The following is a 16365-nucleotide window of genomic DNA, read 5'->3' as shown; positions in this document are numbered from 1 at the left end:
TGGGGACACCTTCCTGGTGCGGGGTGGTGGATGTGTGCGGGACGCGAGCGCGCCCCGCACAAGGTTACTGGCTCCACGGACCCCGTATTACTGGCCCTTCCCGGGCCCGTCGCGCGGCGGCCCCTACTGCCGCAACGCCCAGCCTCGTTCCCGCAGCGCCGCGCTCAGTACCGGCGCCTCCTTCGGCTCCACCATCAGCTGGACCAGACCCGCCTGCTGCCCGGTCGCGTGCTCGATGCGTACGTCCTCGATGTTGACCCCGGCCAGCCCCGCGTCCGCGAAGATACGGGCCAGCTGGCCCGGCTGGTCGTCGATGAGGACGGCCACGGTCTCGTAGGTCCGCGGCGCGCTGCCGTGCTTGCCGGGCACCCGGACCTGCCCCGCGTTGCCCCGGCGCAGGACGTCCTCGATGCCGGTGGCGCCCGCACGCCGCTTCGCCTCGTCGGAGGACTGGAGGGAGCGCAGGGCCCGCACCGTCTCGTCGAGGTCGGCGGACACGTCGGTGAGCAGGTCGGCGACCGGGCCCGGGTTCGCGGACAGGATGTCGATCCACATCCGGGGGTCGGACGCGGCGATGCGGGTCACGTCCCGGATGCCCTGGCCGCACAGGCGTACGGCCGTCTCCTCGGCGTTCTCCAGCCGGGCGGCGACCATGCTGGACACCAGGTGCGGCATGTGCGAGACGAGCGCCACGGCCCGGTCGTGGGCGTCGGCGTCCATGACGACCGGCACGGCACGGCAGTGCGACACCAGCTCCAGGGCCAGGTTCAGCACCTCGGTGTCCGTGTCCCGGGTCGGCGTCAGGACCCAGGGGCGCCCCTCGAAGAGGTCGCCGGTCGCGGCGAGGGGGCCCGACTTCTCGCGGCCCGACATGGGGTGCGAACCGATGTACGTCGACATGACGGACCGGTCGAGGCCGAGCGCCTCCAGCTCGCGGCGCGGACCGCCCTTGACACTGGCCACGTCGAGGTAGCCGCGCCCCAGGCCACGCCGCATGGCGTCGGCGAGGGTGGCCGCCACGTGCGCGGGCGGGGCCGCCACGATGACGAGGTCGACGGGCTTTTCGGGCGCCTCGTCCGTGCCGGCGCCGAGCGCCGCCGCCGTACGCGCCTGTTCCGGGTCGTGGTCGGCGAGGTGCACGACGACGCCGCGCCCGGCCAGCGCCAGGGCCGCCGACGTACCGATCAGCCCGGTCCCGATGACGAGTGCGGTCCTCACTGGGCGATGTCCTTGCGGAGTGCGCCCGCGGCACCCAGGTAGACGTGGGCGATCTCGGCCCGCGGCTTGTCGGACTCGATGTGCGCGAGGACCCGCACGACACGCGGCATCGCGCCCTTGATGTCCAGCTCCTGCGCGCAGATCAGCGGCACGTCGACGATGCCGAGCTTGCGGGCGGCGGCCGCCGGGAAGTCGCTGTGCAGATCGGGCGTCGCGGTGAACCAGATGCTGATCAGGTCGTCCGCGGTCAGCCCGTTCCGCTCCAAAATGGCGGTGAGCAGCTCGCTGACCTGCTCGTCCATGTGATCGGCCGCGTCCCGCTCCAGTTGGACGGCGCCCCGGACCGCTCGTACCGCCACAGTGCTGCTCCTCGCTGATGTACGTACTACGGCTCTTTCACCACAAGCCTAGTCAGCCCGCCACGCACGGGTGCGTGGCGCCCGTCTGCCGAGACGCCGTCACCGGGCCCGGCCTCACCCTTCCCGTGTCACCCGATTCGCCCTGTTCCACCAGTTCGGACGAGAACGCCCCGGTGCGCCTCTGGACGCGGGGGCCGCGAGTCCGCTCTCATGGCAGGAAACTCGCCTCGGGGGAGGCCCGTAATGAAGCGCTCCGGACCCCTTTTCACCCTTCTCGCGGGACTGCTGCTCGCCGTGTTCATGCTGTCGTTGAACGCGATGACGGGGACGAAGAGCACGTCGTCCTACCAGGAGGAGCCGCCCGCCGCCACGGTCTCACCGAGCCCGCGGCCCGAGCGGTCGACTCCGCCACCCAGCCCGTCGCCGTCCACCAGCCCCCTGCCGAACGCCGACTACGCGGGCCGTACCGACGACAACTCCTCGGCGGTCGCCGTGTCCCTGCGCGACGGCAAGGCGATCGCGTACTTCTGCGACGGCCGGAACAAGGAGTCGTGGCTCAAGGGTGACGTCAAGGACGACGGCACGATGAAGCTCACCGGCAAGCAGGGCGCCGAGCTGAACGGCAAGCTCAAGGAGGGCAAGCGGATCCGCGGCACCGTCGACCTGGGCGGCACCCGCTACGGCTTCACCGCCGACAAGGCGCTCAAGCCGTCCGGGCTGTACCGCGCGACGGCCAGCGTGCGCGGCGCCAAGATCGACGGCGGCTGGATCGTGCTGCCGGGCGGCAAGCAGGTCGGCATCCTCAACCGGGACGGCAAGCCGCAGGCCGCCCCCCGGATCGACCCGGAAACCGGTGCGGTGACGGTCGACGGCCAGCAGCTCACGGCCCGCCCCGTCACCCCCTGACCCCGTCCTTCGACATCCCCCTGCCCAGGGAGCCGGACATGCCCGTGGATCCGAACGCCGCCACTCAGAGCTTCCCTCCGTCCCAGCCCGCCCACCGCGGCCCGGGCGCCGCCCGCTTCCTCGTCCCCGCACTGGTCGCGGCCGTGGTCGCGGTGGGCCTCGGAGCGTACGGAAAGGTGCACGACCCGGCCGGGACCGCCTTCAACCTGGCGGGCTTCAGCAGTACGGGCGCGGTGAAGTCGTGGCTGGCGACCACGGCGTTCTTCTTCGCACTCGTGCAGCTCGTCTCCGCACTCATGATGTACGGCAAGCTGCCGGGCCCGAGCTGGGCGCCGGTGCTGCACCGCTGGTCGGGGCGGGTGGCGTTCCTGGTGGCGGTGCCGGTCGCGGTGCACTGCCTGTACGCGCTGGGCTATCAGACGTACGAACCGCGCGTGCTGTGGCACTCGCTCCTGGGTTGCTTCTTCTTTGGTGCATTTAGTGCCAAAATGCTCTTGCTTCGTGCGGAGCGACTGCCTGGCTGGCTGCTGCCGATCGTCGGCGGACTCGTCTTCGCGGTGCTCACAGGCATCTGGCTGACCTCCGCCCTCTGGTTCTTCCGTACGTTCGGAGTGACGACATGACGATCCGCCCGACACGGCGCACCCTTCTCGGGACGGGCGGCGCGGTCGCGCTTCTCGCCGGGTGCAGCAAGTACGGCGACAGCAACAACAGCTCCAGCCAGTCGACGTCCGGTACCCCGTCCGGCAGCCCGTCCGGCACGGCGTCCGCCACGGCGTCCGGCGGCGCGGCCGCCGGGCCGGAACTGGCCAAGACCTCCGACATCCCGGTCGGCGGCGGCACGATCTTCAAGGACGAGAAGGTCGTGGTGACCCAGCCCGAGCAGGGCGAGTTCAAGGCCTTCTCGGCGGTCTGCACGCACCAGGGCTGCACGGTGAGCACCGTCTCGGACGGCACCATCAACTGTCCCTGTCACGGCAGCAAGTTCCGCATCACCGACGCCTCCGTGGCGGCCGGCCCCGCGCCGCGTCCGCTGCCTGCCGAGAAGATCACGGTGGAGGGAAATTCGATCCGCCTGACGTGAACGGACACGTACGCTCCGTCCATGCCCGAGACAGACCCGGACCTGGGCGCGCGCCTGGTCCGCCACCACACGATCTACTCCTGCGTGATGGGCTCGCGCGCCTTCGGTCTGGCGACGGACGGCAGCGACACGGACCGCCGAGGCGTGTTCCTCGCCCCCACTCCCCTGTTCTGGAGCTTCGCCAAGCCGCCCTCGCACGTCGAGGGCCCGGCGGAGGAACAGTTCAGCTGGGAGCTGGAGCGCTTCTGCGAGCTGGCGCTGCGGGCGAACCCGAACATCCTGGAGTGCCTGCACTCACCGCTGGTGGAGCAGGCCGACGCGACGGGCCGTGAACTCCTCGCCCTGCGCGAGGCGTTCCTCTCCCGCCAGACGCACGAGACGTTCGCGCGCTACGCCCTGAGCCAGCGCAAGAAGCTGGAGGCCGACGTGCGTGCCCACGGCGCCCCGCGCTGGAAGCACGCCATGCACCTGCTGCGCCTCCTGACGAGCTGCCGGGACCTGCTGCGCACGGGCTCGCTGACGATCGACGTGGGCGACCGGCGCGAGCCCCTCCTCGCGGTGAAGCGGGGCGAGGTCCCGTGGCCCGAGGTCGAGTCCCGGATGACCCGCCTGGCGGCGGAGACGGACGAGGCGGCCCGGCACACCCCGCTGCCCGCGGAACCGGACCGACGCCGCGTCGAGGACTTCCTGATCCGCACCCGCCACGCCTCAGCCCTCCAGGCGCACCCGGACGACGAGGTCGTGCAGGGCGTCGTACGCGGTCGGGGCGTCGGGCAGCCGTGAGGCGCCCTCCGCCTCGTCCAGCAGCCCGTGCAACCGCTCCACATCGAGCCGTACGCGCGCCTGGTCGACATCGGCGGCGCCGTGCTCCCGTTCCGCCTTGGCCGCGATGAGCTCCGGCAGCCAGCCGGGAGCGTCGACCTGCCCGACGAGCGTGGGCAGGTGGGCCTGCACCTCACCGCTGCGCATGAGGTGGATGCCGGTGAGCAGCACGCGGAAGGTGTAGAGCAGCGGCTTGAGTTCACCGGTCTTCTTGAACAGCCGCCACTGCGTCGTCGCGAAGCCCCGGTAGTGGTGGGCGTGGTGACGGGTCAGCACCCCGGGAGCCAGCTCGGCCAGCTCCCGATGCGCGTCGCTGGTGTGCACGACGAGCGGCGACAGCAGCTGCTCCAGCACATAGCCGTTGCGCCGCAGCATCAACCGGACGAACTTGCGCAGATCGTGCGTCACCAGGTCCATCTCGACGCCGTCCCGGTCCCACATGCGCGACCGGGTCTCCGTCGGCTCCCGCAGCCCGACCAGCTCGGCCGCCGGCAGCAGATGGGCGCCGCGCAGATCGATGTCCGAGTCGCGCGAGGGGAAACCGTACAGGTGCGCTCCGGAGACGGTGGCGAACAGCACCGGGTCGGGCTGCGCCGCCACCACGGGCGCCAGGTCGATGTCGAGGGCGTCAAGCATCCGTCAAGCGTCCCAGAGCGCTCCGAGCGTCTGCAGATCACCCCGGTACTCGATGCGGTCGGCCCATTCGGTCGGCCAGGCGTCGACGCCGAGGTGGGCGCCGGCGAACGCGCCCGTGAGGCAGGCGATGGAGTCCGAGTCGCCGGAGGTGCAGGCGGCCCGGCGCAGGGCGGTCAGCGGCTCCTCGGGGAAGAGGAGGAAGCACAGCAGACCGGTGGCCAGGGCCTCCTCCGCGATCCAGCCCTCCCCGGTGGCCAGGCAGGGGTCGACCTCGGGCGACACGGTGCACACGGCCTGCTGGAGTCGGCCGAGTATCTCCAGGCACTCGTCCCAGCCACGCGCGATGAAGTGCTCCGGCGTGGGGTCCTGGCTGAAGGTCCACAGGTCGCCGAGCCAGCGCCGGTGGTAGCGGGTGCGGTTCTCGTACGCGTACGAGCGCAGCAGCCCCACCAGTCCGGTCGGCTCGACTCCCTGGACGAGCAGGCGGACCGCGTGGGCGGTCAGGTCCGACGCGGCGAGCGCCGTGGGATGGCCGTGGGTGAGCGCGGCCTGCAACTGCGCGGCACCGGCCCGCTGTTCGTCGCTCAGGCCGCGGACGAGACCGACGGGCGCCACGCGCATGTTGGCCCCGCACCCCTTGGAACCGATCTGGCTGGCCAGCTGCCAGGGACGCCCCTCGGTCTTCAGCAGGTTGCAGGCGACCAGGCAGGTGCGGCCCGGGGCGCGGTTGTTCTCGGGCGACTCGTACCAGGCCACGAACTCCTCGCGCACCGGCCGTTCCATCCGCTGCGGCTCGAGCAGCCCGCGGTCCATCGCCGACCGCAGTCCCCGCCCCAGCGCCAGCGTCATCTGTGTGTCGTCCGTGACGATCGCCGGGCTCGGCAGCTCCATCTCCCGCCACGGGCCGCACTTGGCGAGGATCGACGGCACGTCGTTGAACTCGGTCGGGAAGCCGAGCGCGTCTCCGAGGGCGAGCCCCAGCAGGGAACCGGTGGCGGCGCGTTTCGTGAGGGTCGTGGTGGTCATCAGGGCCGTCCTTCCGAAGTGGGTCGCAGCAGGGGCGGGTGCAGGGTGGTCGCACCGCCTGCGCGATAGAGCGCGGCGGGCTTTCCGCGGCCGCCGGTCAGGCGGGCGGCGCCCGGGATCTGTTCGACGAAGCCCGGCGTGGCAAGGACCTTGCGCCGGAAGTTGGGCCGGTCGAGCGCGGTGCCCCACACGGTCTCGTAGACCTGCTGCAACTCGCCGAGCGTGAACTCGGGCGGACAGAAGGACGTGGCGAGACACGTGTACTCGAGCTTGGCGCCGACGCGTTCGTGGGCGTCGGCGAGGATCCGGTCGTGGTCGAAGGCGAGCGGGCCGAGGGCGTTGTAGCGCAGCCACTGGGCCTGCGCCGCGTCCCCTCCGCCGTGCGGCTCGGGAGGGTCCGGGAGCAGCGCGGTGTACGCGACGGAGACGACCCGCATCCTCGGGTCCCGGTCCGGTTCGCTGTAGGTCCGCAGCTGCTCCAGATGGAGCCCGGTCAGATCCGCCAGGCCCGTCTCCTCGGCCAGCTCGCGCCGGGCCGCGGCCTCCGCGGACTCGTGCGGCAGCACGAACCCGCCGGGCAGCGCCCAGCGGCCCGCGTACGGCTCCTGTCCCCGTTCCACGAGCAGCACCTGGAGCACGCCCGCGCGGATCGTGAGGACGGCCAGGTCGACGGTGACAGCGAAGGGCTCGAACGCGTGCTTGTCGTAGCCCTCGGGGGCACGGCCGCCGGGTGCGCGTGGAGTGTTCTCCGATGCGCACATGCCCGCCCCCCGCCCCCGTTGACAGCCGCGCCTTGACAGCCACGGCTTAATAGTCACTTCGACCAATAGTCATCTCGACTATAAAGAGGCCGGGCGGGATATGACAAGCCGCGGGCGCCCGGAAAATCCGGACGCCCGCGGCTCGGCAGACGTGATGAGAACAGCGGGGCTACAGGTCGACCTCGCCCATCAGCATGCCGACCTCGGTGTTGGACAGACGGCGCAGCCAGCCCGACTTCTGGTCGCCCAGGGTGATCGGCCCGAAGGCGACGCGCACCAGCTTGTCGACGGGGAAGCCGGCCTCGGCGAGCATGCGGCGCACGATGTGCTTGCGCCCCTCGTGCAGGGTGACCTCCACGAGGTAGTTCTTGCCGGTCTGCTCGACGACCCGGAAGTGGTCCGCCTTCGCGTACCCGTCCTCCAGCTGGATGCCGTCCTTGAGCCGCTTGCCCAGGTCGCGCGGGATCGGGCCCACGATGTGCGCGAGGTAGACCTTCTTCACGCCGTACTTGGGGTGGGTCAGCCGGTGCGCCAGCTCGCCGTGGTTGGTGAGCAGGATGACGCCCTCGGTCTCGGTGTCGAGCCGCCCCACGTGGAAGAGCCGCGTCTCGCGGTTCGTCACATAGTCACCGAGGCACTGCCGGCCCTCCGTGTCCTCCATGGTCGAGACGACACCGGCGGGCTTGTTCAGCGAGAAGAACTGGTACGACTGCGTGGCCACGGTCAGCCCGTCGACCTTGATCTCGTCCTTCTCCGGGTCGACGCGCAGCCCCTGCTCCAGGACGATCTCGCCGTTGACCTCGACCCGGGCCTGCTCGATCAGCTCCTCACAGGAACGCCGCGAACCGTAGCCCGCGCGCGCGAGCACCTTCTGCAGGCGCTCACCCTCCTGCTCGGCGCCCGGGAAGGTCTTGGGCGTCTTGACCTCCGGCTTGCCCGCGTACCGGTCCCGGTTGCGCTCCTCGGCCCGCGTCTCGTACTCACGGGAGCGCGCGGGCTCCGTACGGCCGCCGCGCTGCCGGCTCTGCTTGGGGCCGCCCTTGGCACCGCCACGCGCCGCGTTGCCGCGCCCGGCCTTCGGGCCGTCCTGGGTGGCGCCGGGGCCCACGTCGTAGCGGCGCTCCTCGGGGCGGGGCTTGCTGGGGCGACCCTGCCCCTGCCCCTGCTTCTGGTCCCTGTCGTTGCCGGCGCCACGGTAGTTACCGCGTCCGCCGCTCTTGCCGCTGCCACTGCTTCGCATCAAAGTTCCGTCGTCGTCGGGTCGTCTGTCTCCGGTGCGTCCGGATCGAACGACGGCACACCTTCCTGCGTCTCGGCCTCGATCGCGTCCGCCTCGGGGAGGAAGGGCGCGAGCTCCGGGAGCTCGTCCAGGCCACGCAGGCCCATTCGCTCCAGGAAGTAGTTCGTCGTCCTGTACAGGATCGCACCTGTTTCGGGTTCCGCGCCCGCCTCCTCGACCAGACCGCGTTGCAGGAGGGTGCGCATCACCCCGTCACAGTTCACTCCACGCACGGCGGAGACCCTCGAACGGCTGACCGGTTGACGGTACGCGACCACGGCGAGCGTCTCCAGCGCCGCCTGGGTGAGCCGGGCCTGCTGGCCGTCCAGCACGAAGCGCTCCACGGCCGTCGCGTACTTTGGCCTGGTGTAGAACCGCCACCCACCCGCGATCAGCCGCAGCTCGAAGCCGCGCCCCTGCCCGGTGTATTCGTCGGCCAGCTCGCGCAGCGCATCCGCGATCTGCCGCTTGGGCCGCTCCAGGATCTTCGCGAGGTGCTCCACGGTGGCGGGCTCGTCCACGACCATGAGGACGGCCTCCAGCGCGGGCTTCAGATCGAGCCCCGCGACGCTGTCGAGGTCCGCCGCGACTTCGGTGATCTCCTCGCTCACGCCTGGTCCTCCTTGGCTTCCTGGGGCGGTCGGTCGAACTCGTCGGTGACTTTCGGCTGCTCGCCGTCCTCGCCGCCGGTCCAGCGCACCATCAGGTCGCCGAGCGCGGTCTCCTGGTCGAGGGCGACGGCCTTCTCGCGGTACAGCTCCAGCAGCGCGAGGAACCGGGCGACGACGGTGAGCGTGTCGTCCGTGTCCTCGACGAGTGTGCGGAAACTGGCCTCGCCCAGCTCCCGCAACCGGGCCACCACGATCCCGGCCTGCTCCTGCACGCTGACCAGCGGGGCGTGGATGTGGTCGACGTACACCTGCGGCCTGGGCTTCGGCTGCATCGCCTTCACGGCGAGCTTGGCGAAGCCTTCCGCCCCGATGCTGATGACGACCTCGGGCAGGAGCTCGGCGTGGTGCGGTTCGAGTCCGACGGTACGTGGATACCGGCGGGCCTCCTCCTCCACCCTGCGGTTGAAGATGTCGGCGATCTGTTTGTACGCGCGGTACTGGAGCAGTCGCGCGAACAGCAGGTCCCGCGCTTCGAGCAGCGCGAGGTCGGCCTCGTCCTCGACCTCGGCCGTGGGCAGGAGGCGGGCGGCCTTGAGGTCGAGCAGCGTGGCGGCGACGACCAGGAACTCGGTCGTCTGATCGAGGTCCCAGTCCGGTCCCATGGCCCGGATGTGCGCCATGAACTCGTCGGTCACCTTGGAGAGCGCGACCTCGGTGACGTCGAGCTTGTGCTTCGAGATCAGCTGGAGCAGCAGATCGAAGGGGCCCTCGAAGTTCGCGAGCCGCACCTTGAAGACACCGTCACCGGCCTCCTCGGGCCCGCCCGACCCCGGCGGGGACGCCGGGAGGGCGGGAGACGCGGGGTGCTCGGCTTGGGGCTCGCGCGGAGCCGACGACGCGGGGTGCTCGGCCTCGGGCTCCCGGAGCGCCGACGACGCGGGACGACCGGCCTCAGACTCCCGAGGAGCCGACGGCGCGGGTTGCTCGGCCTCAGACTCCCGAGGGGCCGACGGCGCGGGTTGCTCGGCCTCGGGCTCCCGGAGCGCCGACGACGCGGGACGACCGGCCTCAGGCCCCCGAGGGGCCGGCGGCGCGGGGGGATCGGCTTGGGGCTCGGGTGGAGCCGGAGGCGGGGCCGCCTCCGCAGGCTCCGCCTCCGGTTCGATCTGCTCCACCGTCGGCGCAGGCGCGGGCGGCGCCTCCACGGGTGGTTCCGCGGACGGCGCCACGGGCGGTTCCGCGGGCCGTTCGACGGCCCCGGGCCCCCGTCCCAGCACACGCCGACGACCGGCAGGGCCGGAAGCGGGGACCGAGGGGTCGTACGAGGTCATAGCCCTCGCAGGCTACCGCCTACCGCCCACGCAGCCGGCGTACCAGAATGCTCGCGTCCCCGCGGGACTCCAGATCCGCGAGCACCACGGCGACCGCCTCGCGGACGATCCGCCCGCGGTCGACCGCGAGCCCGTGCTCACCCCGGAGCACCAGACGTGCGTGCTCGAGATCCATCAGTTCCTCGGCGGACACGTACACCGTGATCTTCTCGTCGTGCCGCTCCCGTCCGCTGGGCCGCCGTCCGCCGGACCGCCCGCGCTTGCGCGGCTGGGCCTGCGGCTGCGACGAGGGCGAGGCAGAACCTTCCTGCGGCGGCTGACGCCGCCCGGAGCGCTCCGCGCCGCCGGACCGCGTACGGGACTCCCCCGCCTCCGCCTCGGCGGTGTCCGCCGCGACGTGTTCGTCACCCTCGCCGTCGCCGCCCTGCACGGGCACCGAGACCGGCGTGTTCTCCGCGGCGGCGGCGGCGTCGCTCTCGCCCGCCGGAGCCGGCACTCGGGCCTCGCCGTTGGCCTGGCGCCTGGGGGTGGACGCCTGGAGCCCCATTCCCCCGGTGGTACGGAACAGTTCGTCGGCCCCCGGCAGACTCACTCGGCGTGACACCGGGCGAGCACCTCCCTGGCAAGCTGGCGATAGGCGGCGGCGCCGACGGAGTTGGAGGCGTACGTCGTGATCGGCTCACCGGCGACCGTGGTCTCCGGGAAGCGCACGGTCCGGCCGATCACCGTGTGGTAGACGTGATCGTCGAACGCCTCGACCACGCGCGCGAGGACCTCACGGCTGTGCACGGTCCGGGAGTCGTACATCGTGGCGAGGATGCCGTCGAGCTCCAGCTCGGGGTTGAGCCGCTCCTGGACCTTCTCGATGGTCTCGGTGAGCAGCGCGACACCGCGCAGCGCGAAGAACTCGCACTCGAGCGGCACTATCACCTTGTGAGCGGCCGTCAGGGCGTTGACGGTGAGCAGACCGAGCGAGGGCTGACAGTCGATCACGATGTAGTCGTAGTCGGCCATCAGGGGCTTGAGCGCACGCTGGAGCGTGGACTCGCGCGCGACCTCGGAGACGAGCTGCACTTCGGCGGCGGACAGGTCGATGTTGCTGGGCAGCAGGTCCATGTTCGGGACCGCTGTCTTCAGGAGCACCTCGTCGGCCGCCATACCCCGCTCCATGAGCAGGTTGTAGACGGTGAGGTCGAGCTCCATCGGGTTGACGCCGAGACCCACGGACAGCGCGCCCTGCGGGTCGAAGTCGACGAGCAGGACCCGGCGGCCGTACTCCGCGAGGGCGGCACCCAGGTTGATGGTCGACGTCGTCTTGCCGACGCCGCCCTTCTGGTTGCACATCGCGATGATCTTCGCGGGACCGTGGTCGGTCAGCGGGCCCGGGATCGGGAAGTACGGCAGCGGGCGGCCGGTCGGGCCGACGCGCTCACGGCGCTGGCGGGCAGCGTCGGGCGCGAGCGTGGCCGCGTACTCGGGGTCGGGCTCGTACTCGGCGTCGGGGTCGTAGAAGTGCCCCTCGGGCAGTTCGTCGTAGTCGGCGAAGTGGGTGCGGTTCTCGCCACTTCCGTTGCCGGCCATGGCGTTCACGTGATGGCCATCCATGCTCGGGTGTGCTGTCTGAGTCATCCGGGGACTCTTGTGGGCTGCGAAGGTTCGGACAGCGACGGAGCCGACAGCCTCGAGCCCCGTGGGGCCCTGGCCCCGCGCCGGCATTCCTGGTTGACCACCCCCGGGAGTAAATGTCGACTCATTCACAAGTCGTCTTACCTCCTTGGTGACCAGGAAACTTCTAGATAGGTCAGCGTGGCACCATGCCGACGATTGGCGACTCTATGGCGTGTCACCGGTCCGCAGCAACACAATCCGCCGGACCCGACCCGATGTGTCGGCGACCGAACATCCCTCTGTCAAGGGCGTAAGGGCGTCGCACGGCAGGTTTCACGGGTGTGCGAATCGGTCGAAGAGTTACGTTCGCGGCGAGTTGATCGAGTGTCGCAAAGTGACCCGACACACACCCGGCCGGGCCTTGTCGAGCAAGGTCCGGCCGGGTGCGCGGTGTTGACGACCTGTGTTGACGTATCGCCTTTTGTCAGCTCGGAAGTCGACTCCCAGGTCGACTCAGGAGCCGAGAAGTCGACTCCTCGCCACGCCGGGACTCAGCCGAGCAGGGACTCGATCTCGACGTACTCCAGGCCGAGCGACTCCGCGACCTCGCGGTAAACGACCTTGCCGTCATGGGTGTTGAGGCCCTTGGCGAGCGCGGGGTCACGGCGCAGCGCCTCGGCCCAGCCGCGGTTCGCCAGTTCCAGGATGTACGGCAGCGTGGCGTTGGTCAGCGCGTACGTCGAGGTGTTGGGGACGGCGCCGGGCATGTTGGCGACGCAGTAGAAGACCGAGTTGTGGACCCGGAAGGTCGGCTCGGCGTGCGTGGTCGGACGGGAGTCCTCGAAGCAGCCGCCCTGGTCGATCGCGATGTCGACAAGGACACTTCCGGGCTTCATCCGCGAGACCAGCTCGTTGGTGACCAGCTTCGGGGCCTTCGCACCCGGGATCAGCACCGCGCCGATGACGAGGTCGGCCTCGAGGCAGGCCTTCTCCAGCTCGAAGGCGTTGGAGACGACGGTCTGGATCTTCGTACCGAAGATCTTGTCCGCCTCCTTGAGCTTGTTGATGTCACGGTCGAGCAGGGTCACCTGGAAGCCCATGCCGATGGCGATCTGCGCGGCGTTCCAGCCGGAGACGCCGCCGCCGATGACGACCGCCTTGGCGGGGAGCACACCCGGGACACCGCCCGGCAGGACACCACGGCCGCCGTTGGCGCGCATCAGGTGGTAGGCGCCGACCTGCGGGGCGAGCCGGCCCGCGACCTCGGACATCGGGGCCAGCAGCGGCAGGGCGCGGCTGGGCAGCTCGACGGTCTCGTACGCGATCGCCGTGGTGCCGGACTCCAGGAGGGCGTCCGTGCACTCCTGGGAGGCGGCCAGGTGCAGGTAGGTGAAGAGCGTCTGGTCCTTGCGGAGGCGGTGGTACTCCTCGGCGATGGGCTCCTTGACCTTGAGCAGCAGGTCGGCGATGGCCCAGACCTCGTCGGCGGTCGGAAGGATCTGCGCGCCGGCGGAGACGTACTCGTCGTCCGTGATCGAGGAGCCGACGCCGGCGTTCTGCTCGATGAAGACCTGGTGGCCGTAGCGCACCAGCTCGTGCACGCCTGCGGGGGTGATGGCCACCCGGAACTCGTTGTTCTTGACCTCGCGGGGGATGCCGACCTTCACGTCGATCACGGTCCTTGGCTCAGGGGGTGTGGGGTATTGCATGACATACCCGGATGCATGGGGGCACACCGGGAGACACCGCAGGAGAAGGTGCGGCAGAGCCAGTCTAATGAAGGTGTTCCCGCTGTCTAGCCTTTCAATGCATCAATCTTTGCTGGATGCACTGCGGATTTCGCAGGCGTTAGGGGCTTGTTCCGCACCTGAGTCGCTCTCCAGGAGCTCTTCTCCCAGCATCCGCTCGGCCGCGCCGCGGTGCAGCTTGGCCGCCGCGGGGTCGCCGAGGTGCTCCAGGGTGTCGGCCAGCCGGAGCTGGAGCGCGGCCTGCAGACGTACGTCGTCGGCCCGGCGCGCCCACTCCACGGCCTCCTGGCAGGTGCGCAGCGACTCCTCGGGGCGGCCCGCGTACTCCTGGACCCGGGCCAGCTCGCTCAACGCCCGCGCCTGGGCCGCCACATCGCCGTTCTTGCGGTGCCCGGCGACCGCCGAGCGCCAGTTGCGCAGCGCCTCGCCGTAGCGGCCCGCATAGGTGTGCGCGGTGGCGATACGGCCGTACAGCCGCGCCGCGTCCACGCGCTCGTCGCGCGCCAGCCGCTGGGCCAGCGCCCGGCCGTACCAGTCGGCGGCCCGGTCGTAGTCCCCGAGTTCCTGGTGGGCGCCGCCTACGGATTCCATCGCGCGGCCGGTCGCATACGGATCGTTCGCCTCGCGGCCGGCGTCCAGCGCGGCCCGGTAGCGGGCGAGGGCCTCGGTCGTGCGGCCGGTCCGCGTGTCCAGGTCGGCGAGGTTCAGCAGGGCCGCGGCCTGCTCACGGGGCAGGTTCCGGCGCTCGGCGACGTCGAGGACCAGGCGGTGGATGCCGTACAGCTCCGGCGCCGACGCCTGCGTGCCGAAGTGGGCGACCATCGCGCGCACCAGCTGGGACATGAGCCGCCGGGCCAGGGTGTCCAGCTCCCCGTCGGCGACCGCGCTGCGAGCGGCGGCCAACAGCGCGGGCTGCCGCACGCGCAGCCAGTCGGCGGCCGCCCGGGGGTTCGGGAAGCGCAGCGTGCGGGGCATCCCGAGGAGCTTCTCGCGCGCCTCGATGCTGTCCGTCTCGGTGATGGCCCGGCAGGACTGCAGCAGCCGCACGGTCCGCTCGAGCATCCGGGCGCGGGCCAGCTGAAGCTCGGCGGGACGCTCCCGTGACTCGGCGAGGGCGCGCAGCAGCGGCAGCAGGGAGCCGGGCACCTCGTACTGTGGCAGGGGGGATTCCAGCAGCCGCACGAGGCCGAGCGCGGCGAAGTCGTCGAGGGTCGTGTGGGCCGCGCTCACCGAGCAGCCGGCGAGCGCGGAGGCGGTGTGCGGGTCGACGAGGCCCGCGGGGGCGAGGGAGAGCAGGCGCAGTATCCGCTGGGCGGTGGCCGGCAGCCCGGCGTAGGCGAGCCGGAAGAGGCGTGCCGTCGGCGGGCCCTCGTCGCCCTCGGAGCGCAGCTGCTTGGCGAGGTCGGCGACGGCGGCCTGGGGGCGGGCGGCCAGCCAGCTCCCCGCGAGGACCAGGGCGAGGGGCTGGCCGGCGCACTCCTCGACGAGCCCTTCGGCGGCTCGCGGGTCGACGGTGATGCGCACCGCCCCGGTGAGGCGGCCCAGCAGCTCCAGCGCGGACTTCGTGTCGAGGCCGCCCAGGGTGCACGGCCGGACGTCCGCGATGCCGGTCAGGGGGCCCTCGGAGACGGCCACGACCAGGCAGTCGGGGGTGCCGGGCAGCAAGGCGTCGACCTGCTCGGCGGCGGCCACGTCGTCGAGCAGGAGCAGCGTCCGGCGGTCGGCGAGGGCCTCGCGCAGCGCCTCGGTGAGGTCGTCCTCGGCGGCGCCGGGGGGCGTGGCCACCTCCAGGGCCGCCAGCAGCTCGCGCGCCGTGCGCTCGGTCGGGACGGGCGTGCCGTCGGGCTCGGTGAGCCGGGCGCGCAGCACCCCGTCCCGGTAACGGTCCGCAACCTGTCGTACGAGCTCCTCGGCGAGCGCGGTGCGGCCGGAGCCGGGCCGGCCCGCGATGAGCAGCACCCGCGCGCGGGGGGCCTTGCGGCCGGAGAGGGTGTCGAGACCCGCGCGCTCGATGTCGGCGCGGAGTTCCTTCAACTCTCTTGTGCGGCCGAGGAACTGACTGACCGTGGGAGCGGGGGCGGCAGCGGGCCGCTGCTCGTTTCCCGGCAGCTGAGAGCCGCCTGTGTCCACCGCCTGATCCGTCACGGGTCACGCTCCCGTCCCACTGCGCACACGGGCCCGCCGGGACTCCGGTCGGGTCGTTTTCAGAGCCTAGTTCACGCTCTGCGACGATTCCGGCGGAGCACGGCGGGCACGTCCCCCGATCGGATCAGGCGATCGTAGGACGAATGCCGTCGGCGGGGGGTCAGGCCTCGAAGGGGCGCGCGGGCCACGGCGCGTCGGCCGGGCGCAGCGCGTCGAGTCCCTCGCCGTTCTGGGCCGCGATCAGTGACAGGACGCCCGTCACGAGGCAGTTGTTGTGCAGGTCGCCGGCGAGCACACCGCGCAGCAGCTCGTCGACCGGGACGCGCGACAGCTCCATGTCGGCCTCCTCGTCCTCGACCTCGAAGCGCCGCCCCTCGGCCTCGGACAGATCGCGGGCGAGGAAGATGCGCACGGCCTCGTCGCAGCCGCCGGGCGTCGTGTAGAGGTCGACGAGAACGCGCCAGTCCTCGGCCTTGACGTGCGCCTCCTCGTAGAGCTCGCGCTGGGCCGCGTGCAGCGGGTTCTCGCCGGGGATGTCGAGCAGGCCCGCCGGGATCTCCCAGAGCTTGTGGCGCACCGGGTGGCGGTACTGGCGGATGACCAGCACGCGGCCCTCGTCGTCGACGGCGACCACGGCCACCGAGCCGGGGTGGACCTGGTAGTCCCGGCGGGCGACCGAGCCGTCGGGCATGACCACGTCATCGGTGCGGACGGAGGTCTTGTTGCCCTTGAAGGGGGTCTCGGTCGCCCTGACCTCCCACTCCTCGGGGGTGTCCTTGATGGTCATGTCGCCCTGTTCCTCCCACGCACGTACGAAAGCCGGGGCACGCG

17 protein-coding genes are annotated in these 16365 nt (G+C 71.4%); 4 read left to right on the top strand and 13 right to left on the bottom strand.

Annotated elements, in window-relative coordinates; all coding sequences use genetic code 11:
- Window positions 1–123: 123 nt before the first annotated feature.
- Together SAVERM_RS33530 and aroH are read right to left on the bottom strand one after the other, a co-directional pair.
- Complete coding sequence (locus SAVERM_RS33530) at window positions 124–1218, bottom strand: prephenate dehydrogenase (RefSeq protein ID WP_010987921.1); 1095 nt, start codon at window positions 1216–1218, stop codon at window positions 124–126.
- Window positions 1215–1577, bottom strand: a complete 363-nt coding sequence (aroH, locus tag SAVERM_RS33525) for a chorismate mutase (RefSeq protein WP_010987920.1) — start codon at window positions 1575–1577, stop codon at window positions 1215–1217. The genes SAVERM_RS33530 and aroH overlap by 4 nt, the downstream gene beginning before the upstream one ends.
- Window positions 1578–1820: 243 nt before the next feature.
- Here aroH and SAVERM_RS33520 point away from each other — a divergent pair, with 243 nt between their 5' ends.
- Genes SAVERM_RS33520 through SAVERM_RS33505 form a run of 4 tightly spaced genes read left to right on the top strand, consistent with a single transcriptional unit; the run spans window position 1821 to window position 4350 of the window.
- Window positions 1821–2483, top strand: a complete 663-nt coding sequence (locus SAVERM_RS33520) for a hypothetical protein (RefSeq protein WP_037646368.1) — start codon at window positions 1821–1823, stop codon at window positions 2481–2483.
- A 38-nt stretch (window positions 2484–2521) separates the two neighbouring features.
- Window positions 2522–3106 (top strand): DUF6529 family protein, encoded by a 585-nt coding sequence (locus tag SAVERM_RS33515; protein ID WP_010987918.1) that lies wholly within the window; start codon window positions 2522–2524, stop codon window positions 3104–3106.
- Entirely contained in the window at window positions 3103–3567 is a 465-nt protein-coding gene (locus SAVERM_RS33510) for a Rieske (2Fe-2S) protein (protein ID WP_010987917.1), read from the top strand. Before SAVERM_RS33515 ends, SAVERM_RS33510 begins: the two co-directional genes overlap by 4 nt.
- A gap of 21 nt (window positions 3568–3588) precedes the next feature.
- Window positions 3589–4350 (top strand): nucleotidyltransferase domain-containing protein, encoded by a 762-nt coding sequence (locus tag SAVERM_RS33505; RefSeq protein WP_010987916.1) that lies wholly within the window; start codon window positions 3589–3591, stop codon window positions 4348–4350.
- Here SAVERM_RS33505 and SAVERM_RS33500 read toward each other — a convergent pair.
- From SAVERM_RS33500 to SAVERM_RS33450, 11 genes are all read right to left on the bottom strand, one after another.
- Complete coding sequence (locus tag SAVERM_RS33500; protein ID WP_010987915.1) at window positions 4276–5025, bottom strand: nucleotidyltransferase domain-containing protein; 750 nt, start codon at window positions 5023–5025, stop codon at window positions 4276–4278. The two genes, SAVERM_RS33505 and SAVERM_RS33500, sit on opposite strands and share 75 nt — an antisense overlap.
- 3 nt (window positions 5026–5028) lie before the next feature.
- On the bottom strand, window positions 5029–6051 hold the full coding sequence (locus tag SAVERM_RS33495) for an ADP-ribosylglycohydrolase family protein (RefSeq protein WP_010987914.1): 1023 nt from the start codon (window positions 6049–6051) through the stop codon (window positions 5029–5031).
- Window positions 6051–6812 (bottom strand): NUDIX hydrolase, encoded by a 762-nt coding sequence (locus SAVERM_RS33490; RefSeq protein ID WP_010987913.1) that lies wholly within the window; start codon window positions 6810–6812, stop codon window positions 6051–6053. The genes SAVERM_RS33495 and SAVERM_RS33490 overlap by 1 nt, the downstream gene beginning before the upstream one ends.
- Window positions 6813–6981: 169 nt before the next feature.
- Window positions 6982–8052, bottom strand: coding sequence for a pseudouridine synthase (locus tag SAVERM_RS33485; protein ID WP_010987912.1), 1071 nt, complete (start codon window positions 8050–8052; stop codon window positions 6982–6984).
- Window positions 8052–8702 (bottom strand): SMC-Scp complex subunit ScpB, encoded by a 651-nt coding sequence (gene scpB / locus SAVERM_RS33480; RefSeq protein WP_010987911.1) that lies wholly within the window; start codon window positions 8700–8702, stop codon window positions 8052–8054. Before scpB ends, SAVERM_RS33485 begins: the two co-directional genes overlap by 1 nt.
- Window positions 8699–10033 (bottom strand): segregation/condensation protein A, encoded by a 1335-nt coding sequence (locus tag SAVERM_RS40630; RefSeq protein ID WP_078936611.1) that lies wholly within the window; start codon window positions 10031–10033, stop codon window positions 8699–8701. The genes scpB and SAVERM_RS40630 overlap by 4 nt, the downstream gene beginning before the upstream one ends.
- 19 nt (window positions 10034–10052) lie before the next feature.
- The gene (locus SAVERM_RS33470; RefSeq protein ID WP_010987909.1) at window positions 10053–10637 is read right to left on the bottom strand and encodes a hypothetical protein; all 585 of its coding nucleotides are present in this window, start codon (window positions 10635–10637) and stop codon (window positions 10053–10055) included.
- A complete protein-coding gene (locus tag SAVERM_RS33465) occupies window positions 10622–11749 on the bottom strand; it encodes a ParA family protein (protein ID WP_078234541.1) in 1128 nt (375 codons plus the stop codon). Before SAVERM_RS33465 ends, SAVERM_RS33470 begins: the two co-directional genes overlap by 16 nt.
- A 443-nt stretch (window positions 11750–12192) precedes the next feature.
- Window positions 12193–13308 (bottom strand): alanine dehydrogenase, encoded by a 1116-nt coding sequence (ald, locus tag SAVERM_RS33460; RefSeq protein ID WP_010987907.1) that lies wholly within the window; start codon window positions 13306–13308, stop codon window positions 12193–12195.
- A gap of 144 nt (window positions 13309–13452) precedes the next feature.
- Window positions 13453–15534 carry a tetratricopeptide repeat protein gene (locus tag SAVERM_RS33455; RefSeq protein ID WP_010987906.1) on the bottom strand — a complete coding sequence of 694 codons (2082 nt, stop codon included), beginning with the start codon at window positions 15532–15534 and terminating at the stop codon, window positions 13453–13455.
- A 160-nt stretch (window positions 15535–15694) separates the two neighbouring features.
- On the bottom strand, window positions 15695–16321 hold the full coding sequence (locus tag SAVERM_RS33450) for an NUDIX domain-containing protein (protein ID WP_037646361.1): 627 nt from the start codon (window positions 16319–16321) through the stop codon (window positions 15695–15697).
- Between the last annotated feature and the right edge of the window lie 44 nt (window positions 16322–16365).

The sequence above is a fragment of the Streptomyces avermitilis MA-4680 = NBRC 14893 genome, assembly GCF_000009765.2.
Classification (GTDB): Bacteria; Actinomycetota; Actinomycetes; order Streptomycetales; family Streptomycetaceae; genus Streptomyces; species Streptomyces avermitilis.
Note: the sequence above shows the minus strand (reverse complement) of the source record. Positions and strands in the feature narration are given on the sequence as shown.

Bases quoted from the DNA above. Each gene is read 5' to 3' on its own strand.
- SAVERM_RS33520 (WP_037646368.1), top strand. From the start codon at position 1,821: ATGAAGCGCTCCGGACCCCTTTTCACCCTTCTCGCGGGACTGCTGCTC.
- SAVERM_RS33515 (WP_010987918.1), top strand. From the start codon at position 2,522: ATGCCCGTGGATCCGAACGCCGCCACTCAGAGCTTCCCTCCGTCCCAG.
- SAVERM_RS33510 (WP_010987917.1), top strand. From the start codon at position 3,103: ATGACGATCCGCCCGACACGGCGCACCCTTCTCGGGACGGGCGGCGCG.
- SAVERM_RS33505 (WP_010987916.1), top strand. From the start codon at position 3,589: ATGCCCGAGACAGACCCGGACCTGGGCGCGCGCCTGGTCCGCCACCAC.
- SAVERM_RS33500 (WP_010987915.1), bottom strand. From the start codon at position 5,025: ATGCTTGACGCCCTCGACATCGACCTGGCGCCCGTGGTGGCGGCGCAG.
- SAVERM_RS33495 (WP_010987914.1), bottom strand. From the start codon at position 6,051: ATGACCACCACGACCCTCACGAAACGCGCCGCCACCGGTTCCCTGCTG.
- SAVERM_RS33490 (WP_010987913.1), bottom strand. From the start codon at position 6,812: ATGTGCGCATCGGAGAACACTCCACGCGCACCCGGCGGCCGTGCCCCC.
- SAVERM_RS33485 (WP_010987912.1), bottom strand. From the start codon at position 8,052: ATGCGAAGCAGTGGCAGCGGCAAGAGCGGCGGACGCGGTAACTACCGT.
- SAVERM_RS40630 (WP_078936611.1), bottom strand. From the start codon at position 10,033: ATGACCTCGTACGACCCCTCGGTCCCCGCTTCCGGCCCTGCCGGTCGT.
- SAVERM_RS33465 (WP_078234541.1), bottom strand. From the start codon at position 11,749: ATGCCGGCGCGGGGCCAGGGCCCCACGGGGCTCGAGGCTGTCGGCTCC.
- SAVERM_RS33450 (WP_037646361.1), bottom strand. From the start codon at position 16,321: ATGACCATCAAGGACACCCCCGAGGAGTGGGAGGTCAGGGCGACCGAG.